Annotated in this window: 20 protein-coding genes; 13 read left to right on the forward strand and 7 right to left on the reverse strand. The window is 66.7% G+C overall.

What is annotated here, in order from left to right:
• Positions 1–533: 533 nt before the first annotated feature.
• The 3 genes from V5F59_RS01265 to V5F59_RS01275 all read right to left on the reverse strand — a co-directional run bounded on the left by V5F59_RS01265 (position 534) and on the right by V5F59_RS01275 (position 3,933).
• Positions 534–1,148, reverse strand: a complete 615-nt coding sequence (locus V5F59_RS01265) for a hypothetical protein (RefSeq protein WP_393979585.1) — start codon at positions 1,146–1,148, stop codon at positions 534–536.
• Between the two features lie 929 nt (positions 1,149–2,077).
• Entirely contained in the window at positions 2,078–3,160 is a 1,083-nt protein-coding gene (locus V5F59_RS01270) for an acyltransferase family protein (protein ID WP_393979587.1), read from the reverse strand.
• A 38-nt stretch (positions 3,161–3,198) separates the two neighbouring features.
• Positions 3,199–3,933 (reverse strand): SGNH/GDSL hydrolase family protein, encoded by a 735-nt coding sequence (locus V5F59_RS01275; RefSeq protein ID WP_393979589.1) that lies wholly within the window; start codon positions 3,931–3,933, stop codon positions 3,199–3,201.
• A 328-nt stretch (positions 3,934–4,261) separates the two neighbouring features.
• Here V5F59_RS01275 and V5F59_RS01280 point away from each other — a divergent pair, with 328 nt between their 5' ends.
• The 4 genes from V5F59_RS01280 to V5F59_RS01295 are packed head-to-tail and all read left to right on the forward strand — an operon-like array spanning position 4,262 to position 7,966.
• A complete protein-coding gene (locus V5F59_RS01280; RefSeq protein ID WP_393979591.1) occupies positions 4,262–5,272 on the forward strand; it encodes a succinylglutamate desuccinylase/aspartoacylase family protein in 1,011 nt (336 codons plus the stop codon).
• Positions 5,273–5,276: 4 nt separating this feature from the next.
• Complete coding sequence (locus V5F59_RS01285; RefSeq protein WP_393979593.1) at positions 5,277–6,668, forward strand: MFS transporter; 1,392 nt, start codon at positions 5,277–5,279, stop codon at positions 6,666–6,668.
• Entirely contained in the window at positions 6,665–7,048 is a 384-nt protein-coding gene (locus tag V5F59_RS01290; protein ID WP_393979595.1) for a RidA family protein, read from the forward strand. The genes V5F59_RS01285 and V5F59_RS01290 overlap by 4 nt, the downstream gene beginning before the upstream one ends.
• A 45-nt stretch (positions 7,049–7,093) precedes the next feature.
• A complete protein-coding gene (locus V5F59_RS01295) occupies positions 7,094–7,966 on the forward strand; it encodes an MBL fold metallo-hydrolase (RefSeq protein WP_393979597.1) in 873 nt (290 codons plus the stop codon).
• 25 nt (positions 7,967–7,991) lie between these two features.
• Here the strand turns inward: V5F59_RS01295 and V5F59_RS01300 are convergent, their stop codons facing one another.
• Together V5F59_RS01300 and V5F59_RS01305 are read right to left on the reverse strand one after the other, a co-directional pair.
• Complete coding sequence (locus V5F59_RS01300; protein WP_393979599.1) at positions 7,992–8,870, reverse strand: LysR family transcriptional regulator; 879 nt, start codon at positions 8,868–8,870, stop codon at positions 7,992–7,994.
• Positions 8,871–9,043: 173 nt separating this feature from the next.
• Positions 9,044–9,877 (reverse strand): GntR family transcriptional regulator, encoded by an 834-nt coding sequence (locus V5F59_RS01305; RefSeq protein WP_393979601.1) that lies wholly within the window; start codon positions 9,875–9,877, stop codon positions 9,044–9,046.
• 288 nt (positions 9,878–10,165) lie between these two features.
• Here V5F59_RS01305 and V5F59_RS01310 point away from each other — a divergent pair, with 288 nt between their 5' ends.
• From V5F59_RS01310 to V5F59_RS01350, 9 genes are all read left to right on the forward strand, one after another.
• Complete coding sequence (locus tag V5F59_RS01310) at positions 10,166–11,443, forward strand: 3-isopropylmalate dehydratase large subunit (protein ID WP_393979603.1); 1,278 nt, start codon at positions 10,166–10,168, stop codon at positions 11,441–11,443.
• Positions 11,444–11,454: 11 nt separating this feature from the next.
• Positions 11,455–11,937, forward strand: a complete 483-nt coding sequence (locus V5F59_RS01315; protein WP_393979605.1) for a LeuD/DmdB family oxidoreductase small subunit — start codon at positions 11,455–11,457, stop codon at positions 11,935–11,937.
• On the forward strand, positions 11,930–12,799 hold the full coding sequence (locus tag V5F59_RS01320; protein WP_393979607.1) for an isocitrate lyase/PEP mutase family protein: 870 nt from the start codon (positions 11,930–11,932) through the stop codon (positions 12,797–12,799). Before V5F59_RS01315 ends, V5F59_RS01320 begins: the two co-directional genes overlap by 8 nt.
• A 93-nt stretch (positions 12,800–12,892) precedes the next feature.
• Positions 12,893–13,687, forward strand: coding sequence for an SDR family NAD(P)-dependent oxidoreductase (locus tag V5F59_RS01325; RefSeq protein ID WP_393979609.1), 795 nt, complete (start codon positions 12,893–12,895; stop codon positions 13,685–13,687).
• Positions 13,688–13,724: 37 nt separating this feature from the next.
• On the forward strand, positions 13,725–15,761 hold the full coding sequence (locus V5F59_RS01330; protein ID WP_393979611.1) for a hydantoinase/oxoprolinase family protein: 2,037 nt from the start codon (positions 13,725–13,727) through the stop codon (positions 15,759–15,761).
• A gap of 1 nt (position 15,762) precedes the next feature.
• Positions 15,763–17,511: a hydantoinase B/oxoprolinase family protein gene (locus V5F59_RS01335; RefSeq protein WP_393979613.1), complete on the forward strand. Its 1,749-nt coding sequence runs from the start codon at positions 15,763–15,765 to the stop codon at positions 17,509–17,511.
• A gap of 62 nt (positions 17,512–17,573) precedes the next feature.
• Positions 17,574–18,560 (forward strand): NAD-dependent epimerase/dehydratase family protein, encoded by a 987-nt coding sequence (locus V5F59_RS01340; RefSeq protein ID WP_393979615.1) that lies wholly within the window; start codon positions 17,574–17,576, stop codon positions 18,558–18,560.
• Positions 18,561–18,609: 49 nt separating this feature from the next.
• On the forward strand, positions 18,610–19,839 hold the full coding sequence (locus tag V5F59_RS01345) for an ABC transporter substrate-binding protein (protein WP_393979617.1): 1,230 nt from the start codon (positions 18,610–18,612) through the stop codon (positions 19,837–19,839).
• Positions 19,840–19,922: 83 nt separating this feature from the next.
• Complete coding sequence (locus tag V5F59_RS01350) at positions 19,923–20,504, forward strand: cysteine hydrolase family protein (RefSeq protein ID WP_393979619.1); 582 nt, start codon at positions 19,923–19,925, stop codon at positions 20,502–20,504.
• Positions 20,505–20,690: 186 nt separating this feature from the next.
• Here the strand turns inward: V5F59_RS01350 and V5F59_RS01355 are convergent, their stop codons facing one another.
• Entirely contained in the window at positions 20,691–22,037 is a 1,347-nt protein-coding gene (locus V5F59_RS01355) for an ABC transporter ATP-binding protein (RefSeq protein ID WP_393979621.1), read from the reverse strand.
• 11 nt (positions 22,038–22,048) lie between these two features.
• Positions 22,049–23,785 carry an ABC transporter permease gene (locus tag V5F59_RS01360; RefSeq protein WP_393979623.1) on the reverse strand — a complete coding sequence of 579 codons (1,737 nt, stop codon included), beginning with the start codon at positions 23,783–23,785 and terminating at the stop codon, positions 22,049–22,051.
• Positions 23,786–23,797 lie beyond the last annotated feature (12 nt).

The raw sequence follows: 23,797 nt of genomic DNA on the forward strand, positions 1-23,797 counted from the left end.
GTCACCACCCGGTCACCTGGCGAGGGAAGGCCGGCGACTGCTGCCCTGATGGTTGGGGATCCCCCGGCGCGCGTGCGCTCTTCGTGGCCTGCGGTGGACAGAAGAGGGATTTGCCGGGCTCAGGTGGGATGGTTTCGCCCAGTGGCAGCCTGCTCGCTTTCCATCCTTTGCGCTCACCATCTCACCCTGTGAATGGCGCATGCGGGCTTGGCCTCTCCCTCCTTGCCGAACCACACGAGGCCCCCACGCTGCGTCTCGCAGCATCGTCGACTTCGTGCGTGGATGGACCTCTATGGTTCCTCACCTGCGAGCCAAGCGAGCCTGTCGCCACATTCACCCTCAGGCGGGGCCTATGGTGTTCGAGAAGCCGGAGAGACGAGATCCGGATGCTGGCGTCTTGGGATGAAGGGAAGGCGCAACAGCGCGCGGTGCCGGCCGGAACACTCAAAGTCGTGGCGGGGAGAGCGGAATGACGAAAGTGTCCTCCGCTCTCGCCGCCTTTGGAGCGCGGAACTCAAGTACCCCCGAGAGGCTCACTTCACCGGTATCATCAAATGCTCGTATGGCGTGTCCGGCCACATCACGTAGGGCTTGGTCGGGTCTGGGTCGAGCGTGCGAGGATAGCCTGCCATCATCTTGACGCTCGGGCCCAGGATCATGACGTGTGGTCCTGTCTTGACCCAGTGATTGTCCGGCGTCGGCCCTGTGGCGCCCGGTGCCACGTTACTGGTCCCGTTGTCGCCGGCGAGCATATACATGAAGCCGACCTTGTCCGGCGGGGCGGTCTTGGTCAACACGGCGTGCACCCAAGCCATTCCAGCCGGGTCCGTGCACATCGGCACGTCGTCGGGCATGATCATGCAGGTCCATTCATTGGAGCCCTTTTGCAGGATGCGCATGGCGCCGCCATCCATGGCGGCGACGACGGTGGCGCCTTTGGCGACCGCCTCGGGCGCAGCGGTCATCGCTTTGGCCATATAATCGGCGTCGCTTAGCTTCTGAGCATGGACGGACGTCGCGAGCGCGATTATCGCGGCGGCCGAAAGCAGTCCGCTCAATTCGGTTCTCATGGCTTTATCCTCCATGATGCGCCGCCCTTGGATATTTTGCGGGGGCGCAACAACGGATCTGCCCTCGGATGAGGGCATGGCGCACGCTCTCCTCGACGCCACTGCAAGCCGTCCGGCTGTTCCACGCCGAATGCGTGTCAGGCGTGAAGCCGAGTGCACAATGCCAAAGGCGTCACCACCAAACTGCGTTCGACCGCGGTTTTGGTAGGGGGCGCCGTACGATGTAAAAGTAATTATGGAGAAAAACGGAAATTGTGCCAATGTAAAAATTAATTGACACGGCGATGTGAACTGGCGCCGGACTGGTATCCGGTGGCCGATTTTAGATCAATTGAACCTACCTTCAAGGTCGATGCTTGCGGCGGCGATGGGCCGAAACTCGCCACAGAACGAAGGTCCGCAGTCGAGAGGAGCATTGGTCCCGCGAGCAGGGCGTGGCGGGTGGGGCGAGCCTCAGGCATGGGCGCCTCCCTGGCCAAGCGCTCCACTTCCTTTCGGAGCCCAGGATAGCCCCCTTCCTGCCAGGCGATCTTGTCGGAGGCAGGTCGAAGCGGCGCGATCGGTCCAAGCGTCCCCGTCCGAGGCCGGCCTATATGCACGAGGCCGCGCCCTAACGGATCCGAAGAGGCGCGAGCCCTGATCGTTGGCGAGCATGCGGCAGCCAAGGCTTCGGCCGCCGCTTTGCCAGAGCGCGCGCCGGGGCCGCATCGGCTCCACTCTTCCGGTTGACCGCAAGGCGGCTGGGGCCGTCTCTGCGTCTGACGGGGTTGGCACTGCTCGACAGCCGCTGCCGCTGTCCGCGGCGCACCTGCAGCAGTGCCTGGCTCCCGGACCTTGGCCGGCCGGCGACCGAAGGCCAGGAGGCCACGCGGGCGACACGGGGCAGGGGGGTGGTGAGGCCGGAGAGGTGGCCGGCTTCTCTGCAAAAAGTGCTGGGACGCGAGGACGCGTTCCAGCCGAGCTCTCCCCCTCGAGCCGGGCGCCTAAACACTTGCGCGGGTAGGCTTCTAGGAGAATCTTTTCTTCAAGCCGAGGGCGGGCTTTTCCACGAGGATCCAAGACAGTGTGGCGATCGCCAGCGTCGCGGCGGCGGCGGTAAGGGTCAGTGAGACGGAATTCAGATGGTAGTAGATGAAAAGGTTTCCTATGGGCATATGATATATATACACACCATAGGAAACATCGTTTCCATGCAGGATAGATTGCGACAGGGCTGGAAGCGTGTAGGCGCACCCAATAGTGACAACGCTCAACAGGAGCGTATGGAGCGCGGGAAGATCAACGATCGCCGCCCTGGCGATGCCGGACGGTTCGATCGCCAGGATAAGAATAAGTCCAAGAGAGACGGGTAAAAAATTCCGACTTAATAAGATGGCGTCTGTTCTGAAATAGAATGCAATCATGCCGAATCCGAAACGCCAAAAGTGGGCGGCGATGGAATTGTATAATATCTTCTCCATGAGTCCGCCGCGCTGCGCGCAATACAAATATACGGCATAGGATAGCGCGGAAAGAATGACGACAATGAGTGTCTTCCAGAGTCTGCTGATGCCGAACGCAAATTTGGAAAAATAGAAGACGACGACGTAGAAGGTGATCTCCACCGGGATCGTCCAGAGCGAGCCGTTGATCACGCCTGTCGCGAAATCCCGGAAATAATCCGGATTGATGAACTGGAAAATGGTGACCTGCTGGAACAGCCACAGCAGGAGGGAGGGCAGGGGAACATCCGCAAGCTGGCCGATCACGCCCAGGCTGATCGCGGTCAGGCCCGTGCACACCCACAGCGCTGGGAATATCCGGAGGGCGCGGCTGACGAAATACTTCCGAGGGGTTGCGACGTTCGATTCCGCGCTGGCGGTGACGAGATATCCGCTGATGAAGAAAAAAACCGAAACGCCCGGGAATACCGCGATGGCCTGATGCAGAAGCGAGAATGAGTCTATCTGGATTAGGCCGAAGTGGCGTATATAATGGTCCGCAACCACCTGAAGCGCCGCGATTAGACGCAATATATCGAAATTGTTCTCATGTGTTAAGCCTTTTTGGATTGCGCCTCTTTCGGGTTTTTTCTCAATGAATTGTAGCATGATGCCCCGCGTCCCAAATCCAGAAAAATGACGATCGCTTAGTCTTGTATGGACGCGCGCAGGGACCTGCCGACAGACTGGTAGCCGCTCGGCGTCAGATGAATGCCGTCCTTTACGTAGAAGTCGCACTCGCCCTCCTCGGGGCAGCGCGCTGCGGCGTCGAGGTTGACGTACATGAAGTGTTTTTCCTGGGCGATCTGCCTGATCTGGTCGTTGACCAGCATCCGGTCCTCGTCCCGGAAGCGCGACTTCGCCGGAAAGATGCCGAGGGCATAGACTGCCGCATCCGGCCAGAGTTCCCGGATGCGGGATGCGATCGCCTCATAGGCCGTGGCGATATGGCAGGGGGTGTCGCGACCGACGAGGATGTTGTTGGTGCCGATCCACACCAGCACTCTTTTGGGGCTGGCCGTCTTCATCTGGTCAGACGAGAGCTGCCATAGAAGATTTTGCGTCATGCTGCCGCCTACGCCCATGTTGAGGATCTTCCCCGTGGGTATGACTTGGCGGAGCTCTGGCCCCGGCCACGCGTGCACCAGGGAATCCCCCAGCAAAATCGTTTCTGCCGAGGGGTTGAACGCTTGGGAGATCTTGTTCTGGCGCTCCATCGCCTCGGTGTTTGAATAGGCGCGCGGGATCGCGGCAGCGGGTGGGCTGCTTTCGGCGGCGCATGACAGCGGGTGGCCATCGCCGACGGCGGAAACATCCGTGCCGATCACCAGCATGGCCGCGAAAATGGCTAACCAGATACCCGCAAACGCAAATCGCCGCATGGGATGCCCTCGCGATCTTTGAACCGAAAAAGCATACCGCACATGGTTGTAAAAGGCTGTTGCGCAGGCGCAACGCTGCGTCACCCCCCGTCTTGGGGGCGCTGGGGGAGTGCTTCCGGAAGGCAGGACATCCAGGCCCGTTTCCGGCCCCTGTTGCCGGCGCCTTCCTCCGTGCTCCTGTGGCGCGCTCCGGGCTCATGATGCCTTTAAGGCATCGTTGGCCATATAAATCGGCATTTGCCGGCATCGTCCGGATTTCTGAAGCTGGCATCCTTGGCAACGCTTCCGCAGGGAGCGCTCAACGAGCGCCAACGCGCCAGAGGGCATGATGTCGGACAAGAATTCGCGGATCACCGCAACCATAGACCTGGATGCGCCGGGGTACCGGACCGGCGTATTGAAGATACCATATTCGCACAATCGGTCCGCCTACGGGCATATTCCGGTTCCCGTCGCGGTTGTCTCGCGGGGCGAGGGGCCGACCCTCCTGCTGACCGGCGGGGTCCATGGGGACGAATACGAAGGGCCGGTCGCCCTGATGAAGCTGCTCGGCCGCCTGCCGGATCTTCAGGTCAACGGCCGGATCATCGTGGTGCCCGCGATCAATCTGCCGGCCTTCCTGGCCGGAACACGCAATTCGCCCATTGATGCCGGCAACCTGAACCGCCTGTTCCCCGGCAAGCGGGACGGCGGCATCACCGAGATGATCGCGCATTTCATCGAGACCGAGCTCCTGCCGCGTGCCGACGTGGCCTTCGATTTCCACGCTGGGGGCGCGTCGTTCCATCACCTGCCCACCATGCTCGCGGCGCCGCCCCGGGATCCGGCCCGGCGAGCCGACTATCTGAAGCTCGTGGAGGCCGTGGGCGCTCCCGTGACCATGGTCATGGATCTCCTCGGCGAGGACCGCACCTTTGCCGCGGCGGCGGAACGGCGAGGCATTCCCTTCCTGTGCGGCGAATTCGGCGGCGCCGCCTCGTGCAACCCGGACAACCTCGCTTTGGTCGAGGCGGGCCTCGACCGGGTCCTCGCGACCCTCGGCATCGTCTCCGGGCAGCCCCTGACGCCGCCTGGCGCCACGCGCTTCATGAAGGTGGAGGGGGCGCAGCATTATCTCTACGCGCCCCGGGCCGGCATCCATGAGCCGTGCTTCCGCCTGGGTGACGAGGTGGAGGCCGGCCAGTTGGCCGTGCGCCTGTTCGACCCCCACGCTCCCCATCTTCCTCCCATCGAGCTCCGCTTCGCGGCAGCCGGAAAGGTCGTCTGCGCCCGCACTTTCGCGGCCGTCGAGCCCGGCGACTGCATCGCGCTGTGCGCGTCGGACCATGTGTGGAGCTGAGCCGATGTCGCAGACCGCCGCGCCCGGCTTGGAGCCGGCTTCCGAAGGCCGCCACGGTCATGTGGTCGCCCTGTTCTTCCTCTGCTTCGCCTGCTCCTATGCGGACCGGCAGATCGTCAGCATTCTCGTCCAGCCGCTGAAGGAGGCGCTGTCGCTGAGCGACACGCAGATCGGCCTCGTCCAGGGCTTTGCCTTCACCATCTGCTACGCCACGGCCGGCCTGTTCGTCGCCCGCCTGGTGGATGTCTCCAACCGGGTCGCCGTCAGCGCCGTCTGCGTCCTGGTCTGGTCCCTGGCGACGATGATGTGCGGAACCGCGACGGGCCTTCTGACCCTGGTGTTCTGGCGCGCCAGCACCGCCATCGCGGAAGCGGGCCTGAGCCCGGCCGCATCCTCGGTCTTCAGCGATCTCTATCCCCCGCGCAAGGTGGCGCGGGCGACCAGCATCTTCATGCTCGGCCCCTATTTCGGTGGCGGGCTCGCGCTGCTTGGCGGCGGCACGCTGCTCGGCTGGCTGAACGAGCCCGAACGGCTTGCCGCGCTCGCCACGCATGGACTGGCGCCGTGGCAGGTATGCTTCTTCGTCCTGGGGGCCCCCGGGGCGATCCTGGCGGGCCTTCTCTACTTCACCGTGGCGGAGCCGGCCCGCCACCGTTTCGCGCGGCAGGGGGCATCGGCTAGGGCCGGCGCCGACGATGCAGTCCCCGGCCTGCGGGACCTGCTCGACGCCCTCTTCCGCCAGAACCGGTTCTGCCTGCCGTTCTTCGCCGCCTACATCTTCCTGATCGTGGTGTTCTATGCCCATACGGCCTGGTTCCCCACGCTGCTGAGCCGGCAGTTCGGGGTCTCCGCGAGCACGGTCGGACAGTTCGCCGGGCCGGTGTTCACGGTCGGCGGGACCTTCGGTGTCCTCGTTGCGGGTTTCCTCGCCAGCCGGGGGGACGATGCCCACACGCTGCGGCGGGTTCTTCTCATCGCCGGATGCGCCGCCGCGGTCCTGGTGCCGCTGGCGCTTGCGGCACCGCTGGCAGGCCATTTCAGCCTGTCGCTGGGCTTGTTCGGGTTATGCGCTTTCGCCATGAGCATGGTGCAGGCTCTGGCGCCGGTGCCGATCCAGGTGGCGATCCCGAACCGCATGCGCGGCCGGGCCATTGCGCTCCTGGTCTTCCTCACCAATGCCATCGCCGGCAGCCTCGGGCCGCTCGCCGTGGGCGCGGGCGCGGACTGGACGGCGCGCGTCGATCCCTCCCTGCACGGCCTCGGGCTCGGTCTTGCGGCGGTGGGCGCGGTCTCGGCGGCGGCGAGCGCGGCCCTTTACTTCCTGGCGGCGCGGCGCACGCACACGTCCGTCGTCGACATCGACACGGCGCCGCTCACCGGTGAGGCACGGCTATGACCGACGACATCGCAGGGGCCAGGGCCATGGATCAGGACTTGCGCAGGATCGGCGTCGGCGCGCGGCTCAGCCGGGCGGTCATCTTCGGCGGCAGCGTTCACCTCTCGGGGCAGGTGCCGGACCGCGCCCTGGTCGGCATCGAGGCGCAGGCGAGGGACGTGCTCGCCGCCATCGACCGGCTGCTCGCGGAGGCGGGGACAGGCAGGGCCCGCCTTGTCTACACGCAGATCTGGCTCGCGGACATGCGGGACTTCGCGAGGATGAACGCGGTGTGGGAAGAATGGCTCGACGGCTTGCCACCCCCCGCCCGGGCCTGCACGCAGGCGCCGCTCGCGGATCCGGCCTACCGGATCGAGATCCAGGCCGTCGCGGCGCTCTGATGCCGCGGCAGGCCGATACGCCGCTTCAAAAGGGAACATGCGATCATGCCGGATTGCGAGAGGACGTACCGGATCGGAGATGCCGCGATCACGCGCATCGTGGAGACCGTGCTGGGAGATTTTCCGCCTGCCGAGCTCTTTCCGGGGTGGGGGGAGGCCCGCCCCGGACACGCTGAGGCCAGCACGGACGCCTCGTCCGCGCCGGTGCGGTCCGTCACCCTCAACGTGAACATCTGGGTGGTGCGCTTCGCCGGCGAGGTGCTCCTCGTGGATACCGGGGTCGGCAATCACAAGGATCGCCCGTTCAACGCGGCCTTTCATCACCTGAGCACGCCCTTCCTCGAGCGCCTGGCGGCGCTCGGCGTGCGTCCCGCGGATGTGACCCACGTGCTTCACACCCATCTTCACACGGACCATGTGGGCTGGAACACGCGGCTGGAGGCCGGCGCATGGGTGCCCACCTTCCCGGCGGCGACCCATGTCATGCCCGAGGCGGAACGGGCCTTCTACGAGACGCCGGCGGCGGCCGGGCGGCGCATGGTGTTCGACGATTCCATCGCCCCCGTTCTCGCGCGGGAGCGGGGAGAATTCATCGGGCCGGCCGGCGGCGACTGGCGGGAGGGCCTGACCTTCCTGCCGACGCCCGGACACAGCCCGGGCCACATGTCCATCCGCCTGAGGTCGGCGGGCCAGGAGGCGATTTTCACCGGCGACGTGTTCCATGCGCCGCTTCAGGCCGCCCGGCCGGAGCTGAACTCCATCTTCTGCGCGGCGGGCGAGGCGGCCCGGGTCTCGCGCCTGAGGGTCCTCGACGCCGCCGCGCGGCAGGGCGCGCTGCTCCTCACCGCCCATTTCCCCAATACCGGCGCCGGGCGCGTCACCGTCGGCGACGGCGGCTTCGCCTGGCAATATGCGTGAGACGGCTCCCTTGGGGGGGGCGCCGTCAGCGGTCGAGGGCTGAGAGGAAGCGGGCCAGCAGCGGGTCGTCGTTTCCGGCCCGGTGGACGAACGCGAGCGGCAGGCGGATCGACAGATCGGTGAGCCTTGAAAAGGTGGCGCGCGCCACCGGACGGCTCAGGTTCGCCGCATTGACGATGGCCGCGCCGACCCCGGAGCAGACCAGCGCGAGAATCGCAGTCTCGGTATTTTCCTCCTGGACCACGTTCAGGGTGACGTCGATGCGGCGGCACGCCTCGATCATGAGATCGTGGTAGGCGGGATAGACGGCGCGGGGAAACAGGATGAACGGCTGGTCCGCGAGGTCGCGCAGCGCCGCGGCGCTACCGTTCCGGATCCCCCAGGAGCGCGGCGCGGCGAGCACGACGCCCTGCTCGATCAGGGGGATGGCCACAAGCTCCGCCGGCAGGGCTCCAATCTCATAGATGAACCCGCCGTCGAGGTCTCCCGAGAGGATGTCGTCGATCTGGTGAGGGCTGTTTTGCGGGCGCAGCTCAAGATCGACGTCCGGGGCGATCTCCTGGAAGCGGGCGAAGGCGTCGGGCACCAGTCCATCCCAGCCGGCATTCTCCACGAAGCCGATGCGCAATTGCCCGATCAGCCCCTTCGCGAGGCGCCGGCCGGACTTGGCCGCGGCATCGAGCCGGGCGAGCGCAAGGCGCGCCTCCTCGAGATAGCTGCGCCCGGCGGGGGTCAGGACGAGGCGGTTGCGCTGCCGCTCGAACAGCAGGAAGCCGAGCTCCGTCTCAAGGTCCTGGATCTGCCGGGAGATGGCGGGCTGGGTCACGTGGATCCGCTGCGCTGCGAGGCGGATGCTCTCGTGTTCGGCGACGGCGATGAAATAGCGCAGATGTCGGAGTTCCATGGCGGCGTCCCGGCAGGGGAAGAGTCCCGGCGTCTTCGGTAAAGAGGGGGAGGTCACCGGTCCCGGGAGGGTTTCGCCACCCCGCCGCCGACGCCCGGGTTTATTGAATGCGGTCCCGGCGCCAGCCAGAACATCTCAGGCGGACCGAGCAACCTTACTGGAGCAATCGGCGATCACCTATTCTTCCGCTCCGCTTCCAATGCCTCGTCGACAGGATCGGATTTTGGCGACCAATACATGGCCTTCGTCCCCTGCTCACGGGACATGGACATGCGATAGACATACCGGTCGGGCCGATACAGGGCCCGAAGGTACTCGAGCGGCCGCTCGTGCTCGTCGAAGACCACGCGCGTGATCGTCAGGAGAGCCTCGCCCACCGAGATGCCGAGCGCGCCGGCCACGTCGGGGTCGGCCAGTTCGGCCGATATGGCCTGCTTCGCATAGTGGGGCGCCGCGCCCGCCCGTTCGAGGAGCACGAGAAGGGGCTGCTCCTTCAGGTCGGCACGGGTGTAGCTGCGTCCGATGTCCTCCGGCACGTAGGTGGTGAGGTGGGAGAACGGGACGCCGCGATGGCTGCGAACGCGGATGACTTTTTGCACCTTGGCGCCGGGGTCCAGATTCAGCGCGTGCGCGATCGATGCCGGGGGCACGGTGAGGCGAAAGTCGAGGACCTCGACCTGGGTTTCAAGTCCCATGGCAATGAGGTTCTCGATCAGGCCGCTCCCCAGGCTGCCGTCGACCTGTGTCGCGACATTCGGGGGGCAGGCGAACGTTCCCCGTCCCTGCTTGCGCCGGATCAGCCCCTCGGCCGCCAGTTCGTCGAGCGCCCGCCGGATCGTGATGCGCGACACGCCATATGCCGCCCCCAGTTCCATTTCATTGGGCATCGGCTTGTCCGGCTCGAACGCCTGCTCGAGGATCTTGCCGCGCAACACCAGATAGACACTGTAATAGAGCGGTACGGACGCGCCTCTCCCCCGCTCATCAGCCTTGGCCGTCACTGTCATCTGCCCGATGCTCCCACGTTGCTTCGGTTTTCTCTGCCGGGTTGCCGCGCGACCGTGAGACGGGCGCGGCGATTTTTTCGATCCATCACCAAGCTGGCCTCGGTCCTAGACGTACCAGTTCGGCGCCTTTCGCAAAAGCCTATTGCCAGATCGTTATAAGGACATTACAACATAACAATAAGGCATCCGGGGGTGCCGTAGCTTGGCGCCGCCGGGCCGCGGTTCCTCCAGGGGGGAGCCCAAGAATGGCGCTGAGACGCCAAATCGTTGCGCGGGAGGGCAAGGAAGATGGCTGGAGCCAGTACGCTCGCCGAGCGTCTCATCGCCCGCGCCGCGGGGCGGGACGTCGTGTCTGCCGGGGAAATCGTGACCTGCAAGGTCGATCTCGCCATGATGCACGATTCCGGGGGCCCCCGCAGGGTCAAGCCGATGCTCGACCGCCTGGGCGCCAAACCCTGGGACCCGAGCCGCGTGGCGGTGGTTGCCGACCATTATGTGCCGGCGACCGACGCCGAAAGCGCCGCCATCGTCGCGCTCACCCGGGAGTGGGCGCGCGCGCACGACATCTCCCATTTCTACGATTCCGAAGGCATCTGCCATGTGGTGCTGCCCGAGCGCGGGCTGATCCGGCCGGGCCTGTTCATCGTCGGAGGGGATAGCCATTCGCCGACGGGCGGGGCGTTCGGCGCCTTCATGGTCGGCATTGGCGCGACCGAGATGCTCGGCGTGCTCGTCAAGGGCGAGATCTGGATCAAGGTGCCGCGCACGCTGCTGCTGAGCTGGCATGGCCGCCTCGCGGCGGGCGTCACGGCGAAGGACATGATGCTGCATCTGTGCGGCACGCTCGGCCAGACGGCGGTCAATTATCGTGCCGTGGAGTTTGCCGGCGAGGCGGTGGCGGCCCTGCCCATGGCCGAGCGCATGACCTTGTGCAACATGACGACCGAACTGGGCGCCAAGGCCGGGCTGATCGCGCCCGATGCCACCACGCTGCGCTATCTCCGCGACGTCGGTGCGCCGGTGGACGAGGCGGAAATAGCGGCCTGGCGGACGGACCCCGCCGCCGACTACGAAATGCAGCTGAGCTACGACGCGGGAGCCCTGTCCCCGCAGGTCGCCGCCCCCCATTCGCCGGAAAACGCCGGTCCCGTCGGTGAGCATGCGGGGGTCGCCATCGGCCGAGCCTATATCGGTGCCTGCACCGGCGCCAAGCTCGCCGACCTGAGGATGGCCGCGGAGATCCTGAAGGGCCGGCGCATCGCGGCGGGAACGCGCCTTGTCGTCGCGCCGGCCTCGACCCGCATCTCGGCGCAGGCGGAAGCCGAGGGCACGCTGGGCGCGCTGGTGGAGGCGGGTGCCGTCCTGCTGCCCACCGGGTGCGGCGCCTGCGCCGGCTACGGGGCCGGGCTGCTGGACGAGGGCGAGGTCTGCATCTCCTCCACCGCGCGCAACTTCAGGGGCCGCATGGGCGCGGCCAGCGCGCAGATCTACCTCGGCTCACCCTACACGGTCGCCGCCGCGGCGGTGGCAGGGCACATCGTCGATCCGCGGGAGCTCCTGTCATGATCGAAGGCACCGTGCACCGCTTCGGCGACAACATCGACACCGATCAGCTCGCGCCGGGCCGCTACATGAAATGCGCGATCTCCGAGATCGCACGCCATTGCCTCGAGGCGGTGGACCCCGGCTTCGCCGGCCGCGTGCGCCCCGGCGACATGATCGTGGCCGGCGACAATTTCGGCGCCGGCTCCTCGCGCGAGCAGGCCGCGGCGGCGCTGCTGGAGCTCGGCATCCGCGCCGTGCTGGCGAAGTCGTTCGCGCGCATCTTCTTCCGCAACGCCTTGAATCTCGGCCTCCCCGTGCTGGTCTGCCCCACCGCGCCGGAGATCGCGGACGGCGCCCGGATCCGGGTCGATCCCATCCTCGGACAGGCAACCGAGACCGCGAGCGGCCGGCAGCACGACTGCGAGCCGTTGCCCGCGCATCTGATGGCGATGGTCCGGGACGGGGGCCTGCTGCCGCATCTGGAAAAGACACTCGGGAAGTCCACCAATGGCTGAGATGAGAACGCTCCTCGACGGGCCTGATCCGGTGATCGCGCCCGGCTGCTACGACGCGCTGTCCGCCCTGCTGATCGAGCGCGCCGGCTTTCCGGCGGCGTATTTTTCCGGCGCGAGCCTCGCCTACACCCGCTTCGGCCGTCCGGACATCGGGCTGGTATCGATGAAGGAGGTCGCCGACAGCGTCAGCGCCATCCGCGAGCGCCTCGACCTGCCGCTGATTGTCGATTGCGATACCGGCTTCGGCAATGCGCTCAACGTGCAGCGGACGGTTCGGCTCATGGAGCGCAGCGGGGCTTCCGCCATCCAGCTGGAGGACCAGCTGATGCCGAAGCGCTGCGGACACCTCGCCGATAAGCGCGTGGTCTCCGGCGGCGAGATGGTGGGCAAGATCAAGGCGGCGCTCGACGCCCGCGCCAGCGACCACACGCTGGTCATCGCCCGCACCGACGCCATCGCCGTGGAAGGCTTCGAGGCCGCCCTGGACCGGGCCGAATCCTATCACCAGGCCGGAGCCGACGTGATCTTCGTGGAAGCGCCCCGCAGCGAGGCCGAGCTGGTCGGCATCGCCGAGCGCTTCCGCACCCGCTCCGCCCTGATGGCCAACATGGTGGAAGGGGGCAGCACCCCCATCAAGGACTGGCGCGATCTCGGCGGCCTCGGGTTTTCCTTGATCATCTATCCCGGGGGCGCGGTGCGCACCCTGGTCCACGCCCTTCAGTCCTTCTTCGCCAGCCTGAAGGCGCAGGGGACGACCGACGCCTGTCGCGATCGCATGCTCGATTTCGCAGCGCTGAACGCCGTCCTGGGAACGCAGGAGATGCTGGAAATCGGCCGCTCCTACGAGTTCGGCGAGACCTGACCGCCGAGGCACCAGCAAGAGTTCGACCAGAAAATCTCTCTGTCGGCCGGCATTTTCATTCGCCCGACGACGCCACTCCAAAGGGAAATCCGCATGAGCGCCCCATCAGGCCGGCTACACAACAAGGTGGTGCTCGTCACCGGGGCGGGCCAGGGGCTTGGCCGAGCCATTGCCGTGGCATCCGCCCGCGCCGGGGCCGCCGTCGGACTGCTGGACCTCAATGCGCAGGCGGCGTCGGAGGTGGAGGCGGAGATCGCCGGCGCGGGCGGCCAGGCCCTGGCGCTGCCCGCGGATGTGTCCCGGCTGGATGATGTGCAGGCGGCCGTCGAGCGCCTGTCCCGCCGCTTCGCGCCGCCCACCATCCTGATCAACAGCGCCGTCTTCGCCCGCTACGCCCCGCTGGCCGAGGTGGAGCCGGACGTGGTGGACCGCATGCTGGCGGTTGGCATCAAGGGCGTGCTGCTGGCGTGCCGCGCCGTCGTGCCGGGAATGATCGCGGCCGGCGGCGGCGCGATCGTCAACCTGTCCTCGGTCGTGGGCCAGCGGGGGATCGGCTACAGCTCCGCCTATGCCGCCCTCAAGGGCGGCGTCGACGCCCTCACGCGGGCCCTGTCGGCGGAGCTCGGACCCGACCGCATCCGCGTCAACGCGGTCGCGCCAAGCGCCATCCCCAGCCCCATGTCGCGCAGCAACCTGGACGAGGCCGGCTGGGAAGAGCGCCGTAGGCGGATCCCGCTGGGCATCAATGGCGGCGAGGAGGATGTGGTTTCGGCTGTGCTGTTCCTCGCCAGCGACGAAGCCAAGTGTCTCACCGGGCTCGTGATGCCGGTCGATGGTGGTTTCACCGCGGCGGGCATCATCCCCGGCGTCGATATCCGCAAGAAGTGATCCGTGAAGAGAACCCGAACATCAGCATAGGCGAGCCATGACTTATCACATTGGCGTCGACATCGGCGGTACGTTCACCGATACGATCTGCATCGATTCGGAAAATGGCGAGGTTCGCCTCAGCAAGGTCCCCTCGACCCCCGAGAACCAGGCGACCGGATTCCTCAACGGCCTTTCCGCCACGCAGATCGCATTTCCCGCCATCTCCTGGCTGGTCCACGGGACCACGGTGGGCACCAACGCCACGCTGGAGCGCAACGGCGCCGATTGTGGCCTGATCACGACGCGCGGCTTCCGCGACATCCTCGAATTGGGCCGGCGCGAGCGTCCGCAGCTCTATGGGCTGTTCGGCGAGTTCGAGCCGCTCATCCCGCGCGACCGCAGGATCGAGATCGGCGGGCGCATGAATGCCAGGGGCGAGATCGTCGAGGACATGGACGACCGCGAGGTCGAGGAGGCGATCCGCGCGCTGCAGGCCCGCGGTTGCGAATCCCTGCTGATCGGCTTCCTCCACTCCTACGCGAACCCGGTTCACGAGGAGCGGGCGGCGGCCATCGCGGCGCGCCTCTGGCACAACCCCTACATCACCACCAGCAGCGACATCCTCGGCGAGTTCCGCGAGGTGGAACGCTTCGGCACGGCCGCCGTCAACGCCTACATCCAGCCCAAGATCCACCGCTACGTCAGCCGCCTGCGGGACAGCCTGCGCGAGGCGGGGGTGCCACGCGACCTCGTCATCATGCAGGCCAACGGTGGGATCATGTCGGTGGATGCCGCCTGCCGCCGCTCGGTCAGCACGGTGCTGTCCGGCCCCGCCGCCGGGGTGATCGCCGCCTCCTACATCTCCGATTTGGCCGGCTACAAGAACGTCATCACCTGCGACATGGGCGGCACCAGCTTCGACGTGGGCATGATCGTCAAGGGCGAGCCGATCGTCACCAGCGACCGCGACCTCGGCTTCGGCCTGCCCATGCGCATTCCGATCATCGACATACATACGATCGGCGCCGGGGGCGGTTCGATCGCGCGCATCGACGAGGCCGGCCTGCTCAAGGTGGGTCCCGCCAGCGCCGGGGCGACGCCCGGCCCCATCGCCTACGGGCGCGGCGGCACGCGGCCCACCGTCACCGACGCCAATGTCATGCTGGGGCGCCTGTCGTCGGAGCGCCTGCTGGCGGTGAACGCCGCCATCGACCGCGAGAAGATCGAGGCCGCGTTCCGGGACGAGATCGGCGCGCCGCTCGGGCTGGCGCCCACGCAGGCCGCGGCCGCGGTCCTGCGCATCGTCAACGACGCCATGGCCGGCGCCATCCGGGCCGTCAGCGTGCAGCGCGGCCTCGACCCGCGTGAGTTCGCCATCTTCGCGTTCGGCGGCGCGGGGCCGCTGCATGGCGTGGCGCTGGCGCGAGAGCTCGGCGTGCCCAAGGTCATCGTGCCATACGTTCCGGGGATCACCTGCGCCCTCGGCTGCATCGTCGCCGATGTCCGGCATGATTTCGTGCAGACGGTGAGCCGCGCGGTCGCCGACCTCTCCGAGCACGAGATCGCGGAGATCCTCGCCCGCCACCGCAGGGCCGGCGAGGACACCCTCCGCCGCGACGAGGTGCCCGTCGAGCGCACCGAGGTCCATCACTTCGCCGACATGCAGTACGAGGGCCAGACCTACACGGTGCGCGTGCCGCTCGACCCCGCGGCGCTGGATGTCGCGAACCTGCACGACCGGCTCGCCAAGGCCTACCAGGACCGTTTCGGGATCACGCTGACCCAGTTCCGGCCCAAGCTGACCAACCTGCGCACCACCGTCATCGGCATCCGCCCCTCGCTCGACCTCAAGCGCATCGTCGCCGCCACGCAGAGGCAGGCAAGCGCCGAGCACGCGGTCATCGGCCATCGCGACGTGTGGTTCGACGACAACTGGGTCAACACGCCGATCTACGACCGCACGAAGCTCCCCATCGGCACGCGCATCGCCGGGCCGGGGATCTTCAACCAGATGGATACGACCACGGTGGTCGAGCCGAATACTGACATCATGGTCGATGACTTCGGCAACCTGATCATCGAGGTGAAGTGACATGGCAAACCTGAGCATCGATCCCGCCACCCTGACGGTGATGGAAAACGCGCTCCGCCAGATCGTCGACGAGATGGACGTGGCGCTGGAGCGGGCCGCCTTCAACCCCGTGATGTCGCAGGCGCGCGATCGCGCCAACGGCATCTACCACAAGGCCACCGGCGAGGTGGTGGCCCAGGGCGATACCGGCCTGCCGATCTTCGTCGGCGTCATGCAATATGCGGTGCAGTCCGCGCTCGAGGCCTTTCCCGACCTCGAGGAGGGCGACGTGGTCATCCTCAACGATCCGTACTGCGGCGGCACCCACCTGATGGACGTGAAGCTGGTCCGCCCGTTCTTCTACAAGGGCCAGCGCTTCGCCTTCCTGGCCAATTGCGGGCACTGGACCGACATCGGCGGCAACGTGCCCGGCGGGTTCGGGGTGCGCGCCACCGAGATCATCCAGGAAGGCGTGCGCATTCCTCCGATCCTCCTGGCCCGCAAGGGCGTCATGCGGGAAGAGATCCTCACGCTGCTGTTCGCCAACATGCGGGTGCCCGAGGAGCGGCGCGGCGACCTGCAGGCGCAGATCGCCGCCCTCAACGTGGGGGCCGCACGCCTGACCAACCTGCTCGACAAATACGGCGACAGCAACGTCGAGCGCTACATCGACGAGCTGCGCGAGCGGTCCGAGCGGCAGATGCGCAGCTACATCAAGGCGATGCCCGATGGCACGTATGTGGCGGAGGCGTTCCTCGATTCCGACGGCATCGACCCGGCGCCGATCCGCGTCGCGCTGTCGATGACGGTGCGCGACGACACGCTGGCGTTCGACTTCACCGGCTCCTCGGCGCCGGTGAAGGGGCCGCTCAACGGCACCTTGTCCGTCACGTTCGCCGCCGTCTTCGTGGCTCTCAAGCACATCTTTCCGGAGGTCCCGATCAACGCGGGCATCTTCCGCCCGGTCACCATCAAGGTGCCCGAGGACACCTTCCTCAACGCGAAATATCCGCGCGCCGTGTCGGGATCTTCGGCCGAGGTCTCCCTGCGGGTCGTGGACGCGGTGTTCGGCTGCCTGGGCCAGGCGGTGCCGGAGCGTGTGCCGGCGAGCTCGTTCGGCTCGGTCGCGAACTTCACCATCAGCGGCTACGACCCCGAGCAGCGCAAGCCCTACATCATGTTCCGCTTCAGCGGCGGGGGATATGGCGGGCACGCGGGCGGGGACGGGCTCACCAACGCCAATTCGCCGATCGGCGCTTCCCGCACCACGCCGATCGAGATCCTCGAGCAGCAATACCCCATCATGTTCGACTATTACCGCATCCGCGAGGGATCGGCCGGCCCCGGCGAGCGGCGCGGCGGCTTCGGCAGCGAATGGCAGATCCGGCTGGTGCGCGGCGATGCCGTGTCGAGCGTGCTGGGCGACCGCGGCCGGTTTCCGCCGGCGGGCCTCCATGGCGGCGGCGAGGCCCTTCCCACCGTTGTCGAGTATCACCGCGCCGGAACACCCTATCGACCCGAGCACCTCACCAAGGACGAGGGCATCGTCCTTCACCCCGGCGACACCGCGCGCGTTGCCATGCCCGGCGGTGGCGGCCTGGGCGATCCGCGCCGGCGCGATCCCCGGAAGGTGCTGACGGACGTTCTTCACGGGCTGATCACCGCGGAAGACGCGAGCGCGCAATACGGCGTCGTGCTGACGTCCGGCCACGGTGGGTGGCTCATCGACGACGTGGCCACCCGCGAAGCCCGCGCCGCCGCTCTTCCCTGACCCGTCGACCGCCCGCGCGCGGTCGATCGAAGACGAAATCTGCCATTTCCGGGAACGACACCATGGTTGAGATTAAAGGACGTGCCTTTCTCATCACGGGGGGCGCCAGCCTGATCGGTTCGCGCATCACCGAACATCTGCTTGACGGCGGCGCGGCGTCCGTCGTCCTGTTCGACAATTACTCCCTCGGCACGCCGGACACCTTGCGCCCCTTCGCGGCCGATCCCCGCGTGAAGATCGTGCGCGGGGACATTTTGCGCGCGAACGAGATCTACGATCATCTGGAAGGGGTGGACGGCGTATTCGCCGTCGCTGCCTACCTCACCCTGCCGCTCACGCACAATCCGTGGCTGGGAATCGACGTGAATGTCAGGGGAATGCAGAACACGCTGGATGCCTGTCGCTATCGGGGCATCAAGAAGATCGTCTTTTCATCGTCCACCGCGACGGTCGGCGACTGCGACGATTTCCCGGTGACGGAAGAGACCCCATTCCACTGGCAGGCGCTGCAGCCGGGCGGAGCCATCTACGGCGCGACGAAGCTCATCGGCGAGAATTTGTGCCGGTGGTATCGGAAAAGCTACGGGCTGGACTACATCGCCCTGCGTTATTCGACCGTCTATGGCGAGCGGCAGCATTATCGCGGCGTCAACTCCCTCTATATCCTGGAGGCGTATGACCGCATCAGGTCCGGCCAGGCCCCCGTGCTGCCCGACGACGGCAATGAAGTGCATGATTACATCTATGTCGGCGATCTCGCCCGCGCCAACATCATGGCGATGGCCAGCGATGTTTCGGGCGAAAGCTTCCTGGCGGTGAGCGGCATCGACACCACGCTCAACCGCATCGTCGAGATTCTGCTGGAGATAAGCGGATCCACGCTCAAGCCCGAATATCGGACCGCGACCGATCACGTGCGCTTCACCGCGAAGTCCCGCATCGGCTTTTCGCGGGAAAAGATCGCCAGAATGCTCGGGTGGGAGCCGCAAGTCGATCTGGAGAGCGGCATTCGCCGCCTGGTCGAATGGCACGACAGCAACCGCGGCTGAGCCGGCGACGCGGCGCCGGCCAATAAACAACGAGCTTTGGGAGAGGGCCATGAGGAGATTGTTTGCATACGTCATAGCCGTGCAGGCAGCGCTGATCGGCTTCGGCGGTTCCGTCCGGATCGCGGCGGCCCAGGTGTCGGACGACGTCGTCAAGATAGGAGTCCTGAACGATCAGGCCGGCTCGGTTGGTGACATCGGCGGAAAGGGGTCGGTGGTGATGGCGCAGCTCGCCATCGAGGACTTCGGCGGCCAGGTGCTGGGCAAGCCCGTGAAACTGATCTTTGCCGATCACCAGAACAAGGCGGACATCGCCAGCGCGATCGCCCGTCGCTGGGTGGATGTGGAGCAGGTCGACGCCATCGTTGACGGCGCGAGCTCATCGGCGGCGCTGACCATCAATGAGGTCACGCGCAATGCCAGGCGTGTCTTCATGTCGTCCGGCGCCGCAACCACCGAGCTGACGGGCGCCAGCTGCTCTCCGACAACAGTCCAGTTCAACTACGATACGTTCATGCTGGCCAATGGCACCGTCAAGGCCATGCTCAATCAGGGCTACGATACGTGGTACCTGCTGACGGCCGATTATGCTTTCGGCTACAGTCTGGAGGCCGATGTTTCCAGGCTCGTGCGGGCGAATGGCGGCAAGATGCTGGGATCTGTTCGGCATCCGCTGAACGCGTCGGATTTTTCCTCCTTCCTTTTGCAGGCGCAGGCGTCGAACGCAAAGGCCATCGGCCTTGCCGACGCGGGCACGGACACCATCAACGCGGTCAAGCAGGCTGCCGAATTCGGCGTCTCCGGACGGCAGCGGCTCGCGGGATTGCTGGTGGAAATTACCGATGTTCATGCTCTCGGTCTTGCGGCGGCTCAGGGCATGCTGGTGACGACCTCGTTCTATTGGGATCTGAACGAGGAGACCCGCGCCCTCACCAGGCGCTTTGCTGCGGCAATGGGGGGCGATCGCGTCCCGACCGCCGTCCAGGCCGGTGTCTACGCCGCTGTGCGGCATTATCTGCGCGCCGTCCAGGTGGCGGGCACCGATGATGCGCTCAAGGTCGTCCAGCAAATGAAGGCGCTGCCGATCGACGATCCCTATAACAAGGGCGTCCAGGTGCGCGAAGACGGGCGTGTCATGCACGACGTCTATCTGATGCAAGTCAAGTCGCCGTCAGAATCCCGCTACCCGTTCGACTACTACAAAGTTGTCCAGAAAATGCGCGGGGAAGACGTGTTCAGGCCGCTCGCTGAAGGCGGGTGCCCGCTTGTGAAGAAGCCGTGAGGACGAGCTGGCGCGGGCGGGCGGATCCGCCAGCATCGCGATGCCGGGGCTCGTCAATCGGAGCGTATAAGGAATGAAATGCCATGAAGTCAGCTTATCTTGTTCTCGATATGCAAAATGAAATTGTCCATGAAGAAGGACCTTATGCAAAGGGGCCCATCGGCGCGGAGGTTCGCGGGCGCGGCGTCCTTGCCAATACGCGGCGCGCGATCGACAAGGCGCGACATGCCGGTGTTCTCGTCATTTTTGTCCGGGTCGGCTTTTCTGCGGATTACAAGGAATGCCCAGCTGGCTCGCCCATGTTCGCGCCCGCCAGGGACAAGAAGCTGTTCCTGCTCGGCTCCTGGGGGACCGAGATCCACGCCGCGCTCGGCCGGCAGGAGAATGAGGCCATCATCACCAAGCATCGGGTCAGCCCCTTCTTCTCGACGGGGCTGGAGGCTCTCCTGCGCGCCCAGGGCGTGGAGCGCATCTTCGTTTCCGGCGTGTCGACCACGGCGGTTGTCCAGGCCGCCGTCCGCGAGGCCCACGACCGCGATTACGCCTGCAGCGTGATCGAAGATGGCTGCGCGGCGGCAAGCGCCGAGGAGCATCGCCAATCGATCGACATGCTGGCGCGATTTGGCTCGGTGACGACAAGTGATCGCGTCGTGTTCGCAGGATAGAGCGGAATTCGGCTCTCGCCCCGCCACAAGGCCAGCGCCGCCGTCATGGACGGTGGATGTCCTTCGTCCGGGCACCGGGAGACAGGCGCGACACGACGCGCCGGTCGGCTGATGCGGGCCCGTTCTTCACGTCCGGACGGGCGGAAGCGCTCGCCTCCGCCCGGCAAATCCGCCGCCTGTGGATCGTCAGGTCGGGTTTTCCAGGTTGAACTGGCGGGTGTGCTCGTCATAGCCGAACAATTCGGCGTAGCGACCCCAGGTGATGAGGGCGCGCAGGGTGGCCTCGGCGAAGTCCTCGGACATGTAGTCCTCCAGTTCTTCGCTGAAGCGCGTGAACGGCGCGCGATGGGTCGGGCGCTCGTCCAGCACCCGGCGGATCAGGCCGGCGAGGGGCACGAACGCCAGAAGGTGCTCCGCGAACAGCCGCTTGCGCGCGTCCACCTCGGACTCGACGAAGCGCCGGCCGGCGTCGGCGAGCGTCACGTCGCCTGCCTCCACGCCGGCGAAGCGCAGCAATTGCAGCGTCTCGACGATGGGGAACAGCTCGTCCACCTCCATCTGCAGGGCGCCGGCGAGGTCCGGCAGGTCCGCCTTGCCCTCGTAGGGCGGGGCGGCCAGCGTCTCCATCAGGCCCGACAGGAGGTTGGTGGAGATGTCCGGCAGCGCCATGCCGATGCCGGTGCCGGGGAAGCCTGCCTCCTCGGGCTTGCGCTCGGCCTTCTCCTGCGGGGTGCGCTGGGTCATGCGCCCGTAGATGTCGTCCACGATGGCCCGGAACACCGGGTCGACGCGCGAGCGCGGGTGCGGCAGCTCGATCCTGATCTCCGCCGCCACCCGGCCCGGGTTGGAGGAGAAGATGAGGATGCGGTCGCACATGAGCACCGCCTCCTCGATGTTGTGCGTGACCATGAGGATGGACTTGATGGGCAGGCGCCCCTCGATCCACAGGTCGATGAGGTCGGTGCGCAGCGTCTCGGCGGTCAGCACGTCAAGGGCGGAGAAGGGCTCGTCCATGAGCATCAGGCGCGGGTGCACCACCAGGGCGCGGGCGAAGCCCACGCGCTGGCGCATGCCGCCGGAAAGCTCCTTGGGATAGGCGCTCTCGAAGCCGTCGAGGCCGATGAGGTCGATGGCCTCGATGGCGCGCCGCCGGCCTTCCGCCGCCGGCACGCCGATGGCGTCGAGCCCCACCTCCACATTCTCCAGCACGGTGAGCCAGGGGAAGAGCGCGAAGCTCTGGAACACCATGGAGAGGCCCTCGCACGGGCCGGTGACGGGCTTGCCGCACCATTCCACGCGCCCGGAGGTGGGCTTCACCAGGCCGGAGATGATGCGCAGGAGCGTGGACTTGCCCGAGCCCGAGCGGCCGAGCAGGCCCACCACCTCGCCCTCATTGATGGTGAGGGCGACGTCGTCCAGCACCACGAGGTCGGCATTCTCGCCCTTGTGGTAGATCTGGCGGACGCCGGAGGCGGAGACGAGGGCTGTCTTCCCGGTGTCGACGGAAGAGGCGGCATGTTCCATCACGGTCATCTTTTCCTCCCTCAGTCGAGCCGCAGGCGACGGCCGGCGAACACATAGAGCGGGCGCCAGAGCAGCCGGTTGAACAGGATCACGAAAATCGACATCACCGCGATGCCGAGCACGATGCGCGGATAGTCGCCGGCGGCGGTGGCATCCGCGATATAGGCGCCGATGCCATGGGCGCGCAGGGTGGTGTCGCCCCAGCTCGCCACCTCGGCGACGATGGAGGCGTTCCACGAGCCTCCGCTCGCGGTGATGGCGCCGGTGACGTAATAGGGGAAGATCCCCGGCAGCATCACCTTCCTCCACCAGCTCCAGCCGCGGATGCGGAAGGTGCCCGCGGCCTCCCTCAGGTCGTTGGGGAAGGCGCTGGCCCCGGCCACCACGTTGAACAGGATGTACCACTGGGTGCCGAGCACCATCAGCGGGGACAGCCAGATGTCCGGGTCGAGGCCGAGCCGGACGATGGCCACCACCGCGAAGGGGAAGACGATGTTGGCCGGGAAGGCGGCGAGGAACTGGGCCAGCGGCTGCACCCGCTCCGCCCAGGCGGGCCGCAGCCCGATCCATACCCCGATGGGCACCCAGATGAGGGTGGCGAGGGCGATCAGCACCACCACCCGCATCATGGTGAGCACCCCGAGGCCGAAGGCCTGCGCCACCTCGGGCAAGGTGAGCTCGGTGGCGACGAAGGCGACGATGGTCCACAGGCAGTAGGCTGCCGTCGCCAGCACGCAGGCCAGCCACACCTTGTCCGCGAGCGGGCTGGAAAAGATGCGGCGCGCCTCCTCCGGCACCGACGCCGGGACGGAGAGGCGCTGGCGCGGCACGGCGGAGAGCGCCGCCCCGAGAGGGAGCAGCAGGCGCTGGAACAGGCGCGTGCGCCGGGCGGCCGAGAGCAGCCAGGAGGAGGGCGCCGTCCCGCTGGCGGAGGTCTCCACGCGGAACTTGTCGGCCCACGCCACCAGCGGCCGGAACAGCAGTTGGTCATAGATGAGGATGACCGCCAGCATGGCCAGCACCGCCCAGCCCACGGCGGGCAGGTTCTGCTCCTTGATGGCGAGCGCCACGTAGGAGCCGACCCCGGGCAGGGTGATGGTGGTGTCGCCCACGGAGATGGCCTCGGACGCCACCACGAAGAACCAGCCCCCCGACATGGACATCATGGTGTTCCACACCAGGCCCGGCATGGAGAAGGGCACCTCCAGCCGCCAGAAGCGCTGCCAGCCGGTGAGGCGGAACGAGCGGGTGGCCTCGTCGAGGTCGCGCGGCACCGTCTTCAGCGACTGGTAGAAGCTGAAGGTCATGTTCCAGGCCTGGCTGGTGAAGATGGCGAAGATGGCCGCCAGCTCCACGCCCAGCACGCGGCCGGGGAACAGCGACATGAACCCCACCACCGTGAAGGAGAGGAAGCCCAGCACCGGCACCGACTGGAGGATGTCCAGCATGGGGATGAGCACCATCTCCGCCCGCCGGCTCTTGGCCGCCAGCGCACCGTAGGCGAAGGTGAAGACCAGCGAGGCGAGGATGGCGGCCAGCATGCGCAGGGTGGTGCGCAGCGCATATTCCGGCAGCATGGCCGGATCGAGCGAGACCGGCGTCTGGTCCAGCGCGGCCAGCGGCACGAGGGTGCCCTGGCCGCCGTGCACGATGAGGATCAGCGCGCCGAACAGCAGGCCGAAGGCCAGCGCATCCCACAGGTTCGGCGCGTAGCGCCGCCGGCGGCCCGCTTCCAGGGCCGGGTGATGCATCGTCATGACGAGAAACCC

Origin of the sequence: Xanthobacter nonsaccharivorans (assembly GCF_043194755.2) — a bacterium.
In the GTDB taxonomy this organism is placed as follows: domain Bacteria; phylum Pseudomonadota; class Alphaproteobacteria; order Rhizobiales; family Xanthobacteraceae; genus Xanthobacter; species Xanthobacter autotrophicus_G.

Excerpts from the sequence above, each read along its gene's own strand:
- V5F59_RS01265 (WP_393979585.1), bottom strand. The coding sequence starts at position 1,148 with ATGCCCTCATCCGAGGGCAGATCCGTTGTTGCGCCCCCGCAAAATATC.
- V5F59_RS01270 (WP_393979587.1), bottom strand. The coding sequence starts at position 3,160 with ATGCTACAATTCATTGAGAAAAAACCCGAAAGAGGCGCAATCCAAAAA.
- V5F59_RS01275 (WP_393979589.1), bottom strand. The coding sequence starts at position 3,933 with ATGCGGCGATTTGCGTTTGCGGGTATCTGGTTAGCCATTTTCGCGGCC.
- V5F59_RS01280 (WP_393979591.1), top strand. The coding sequence starts at position 4,262 with ATGTCGGACAAGAATTCGCGGATCACCGCAACCATAGACCTGGATGCG.
- V5F59_RS01285 (WP_393979593.1), top strand. The coding sequence starts at position 5,277 with ATGTCGCAGACCGCCGCGCCCGGCTTGGAGCCGGCTTCCGAAGGCCGC.
- V5F59_RS01290 (WP_393979595.1), top strand. The coding sequence starts at position 6,665 with ATGACCGACGACATCGCAGGGGCCAGGGCCATGGATCAGGACTTGCGC.
- V5F59_RS01295 (WP_393979597.1), top strand. The coding sequence starts at position 7,094 with ATGCCGGATTGCGAGAGGACGTACCGGATCGGAGATGCCGCGATCACG.
- V5F59_RS01300 (WP_393979599.1), bottom strand. The coding sequence starts at position 8,870 with ATGGAACTCCGACATCTGCGCTATTTCATCGCCGTCGCCGAACACGAG.
- V5F59_RS01305 (WP_393979601.1), bottom strand. The coding sequence starts at position 9,877 with ATGACAGTGACGGCCAAGGCTGATGAGCGGGGGAGAGGCGCGTCCGTA.
- V5F59_RS01310 (WP_393979603.1), top strand. The coding sequence starts at position 10,166 with ATGGCTGGAGCCAGTACGCTCGCCGAGCGTCTCATCGCCCGCGCCGCG.
- V5F59_RS01320 (WP_393979607.1), top strand. The coding sequence starts at position 11,930 with ATGGCTGAGATGAGAACGCTCCTCGACGGGCCTGATCCGGTGATCGCG.
- V5F59_RS01325 (WP_393979609.1), top strand. The coding sequence starts at position 12,893 with ATGAGCGCCCCATCAGGCCGGCTACACAACAAGGTGGTGCTCGTCACC.
- V5F59_RS01330 (WP_393979611.1), top strand. The coding sequence starts at position 13,725 with ATGACTTATCACATTGGCGTCGACATCGGCGGTACGTTCACCGATACG.
- V5F59_RS01335 (WP_393979613.1), top strand. The coding sequence starts at position 15,763 with ATGGCAAACCTGAGCATCGATCCCGCCACCCTGACGGTGATGGAAAAC.
- V5F59_RS01340 (WP_393979615.1), top strand. The coding sequence starts at position 17,574 with ATGGTTGAGATTAAAGGACGTGCCTTTCTCATCACGGGGGGCGCCAGC.
- V5F59_RS01345 (WP_393979617.1), top strand. The coding sequence starts at position 18,610 with ATGAGGAGATTGTTTGCATACGTCATAGCCGTGCAGGCAGCGCTGATC.
- V5F59_RS01350 (WP_393979619.1), top strand. The coding sequence starts at position 19,923 with ATGAAGTCAGCTTATCTTGTTCTCGATATGCAAAATGAAATTGTCCAT.
- V5F59_RS01355 (WP_393979621.1), bottom strand. The coding sequence starts at position 22,037 with ATGACCGTGATGGAACATGCCGCCTCTTCCGTCGACACCGGGAAGACA.
- V5F59_RS01360 (WP_393979623.1), bottom strand. The coding sequence starts at position 23,785 with ATGACGATGCATCACCCGGCCCTGGAAGCGGGCCGCCGGCGGCGCTAC.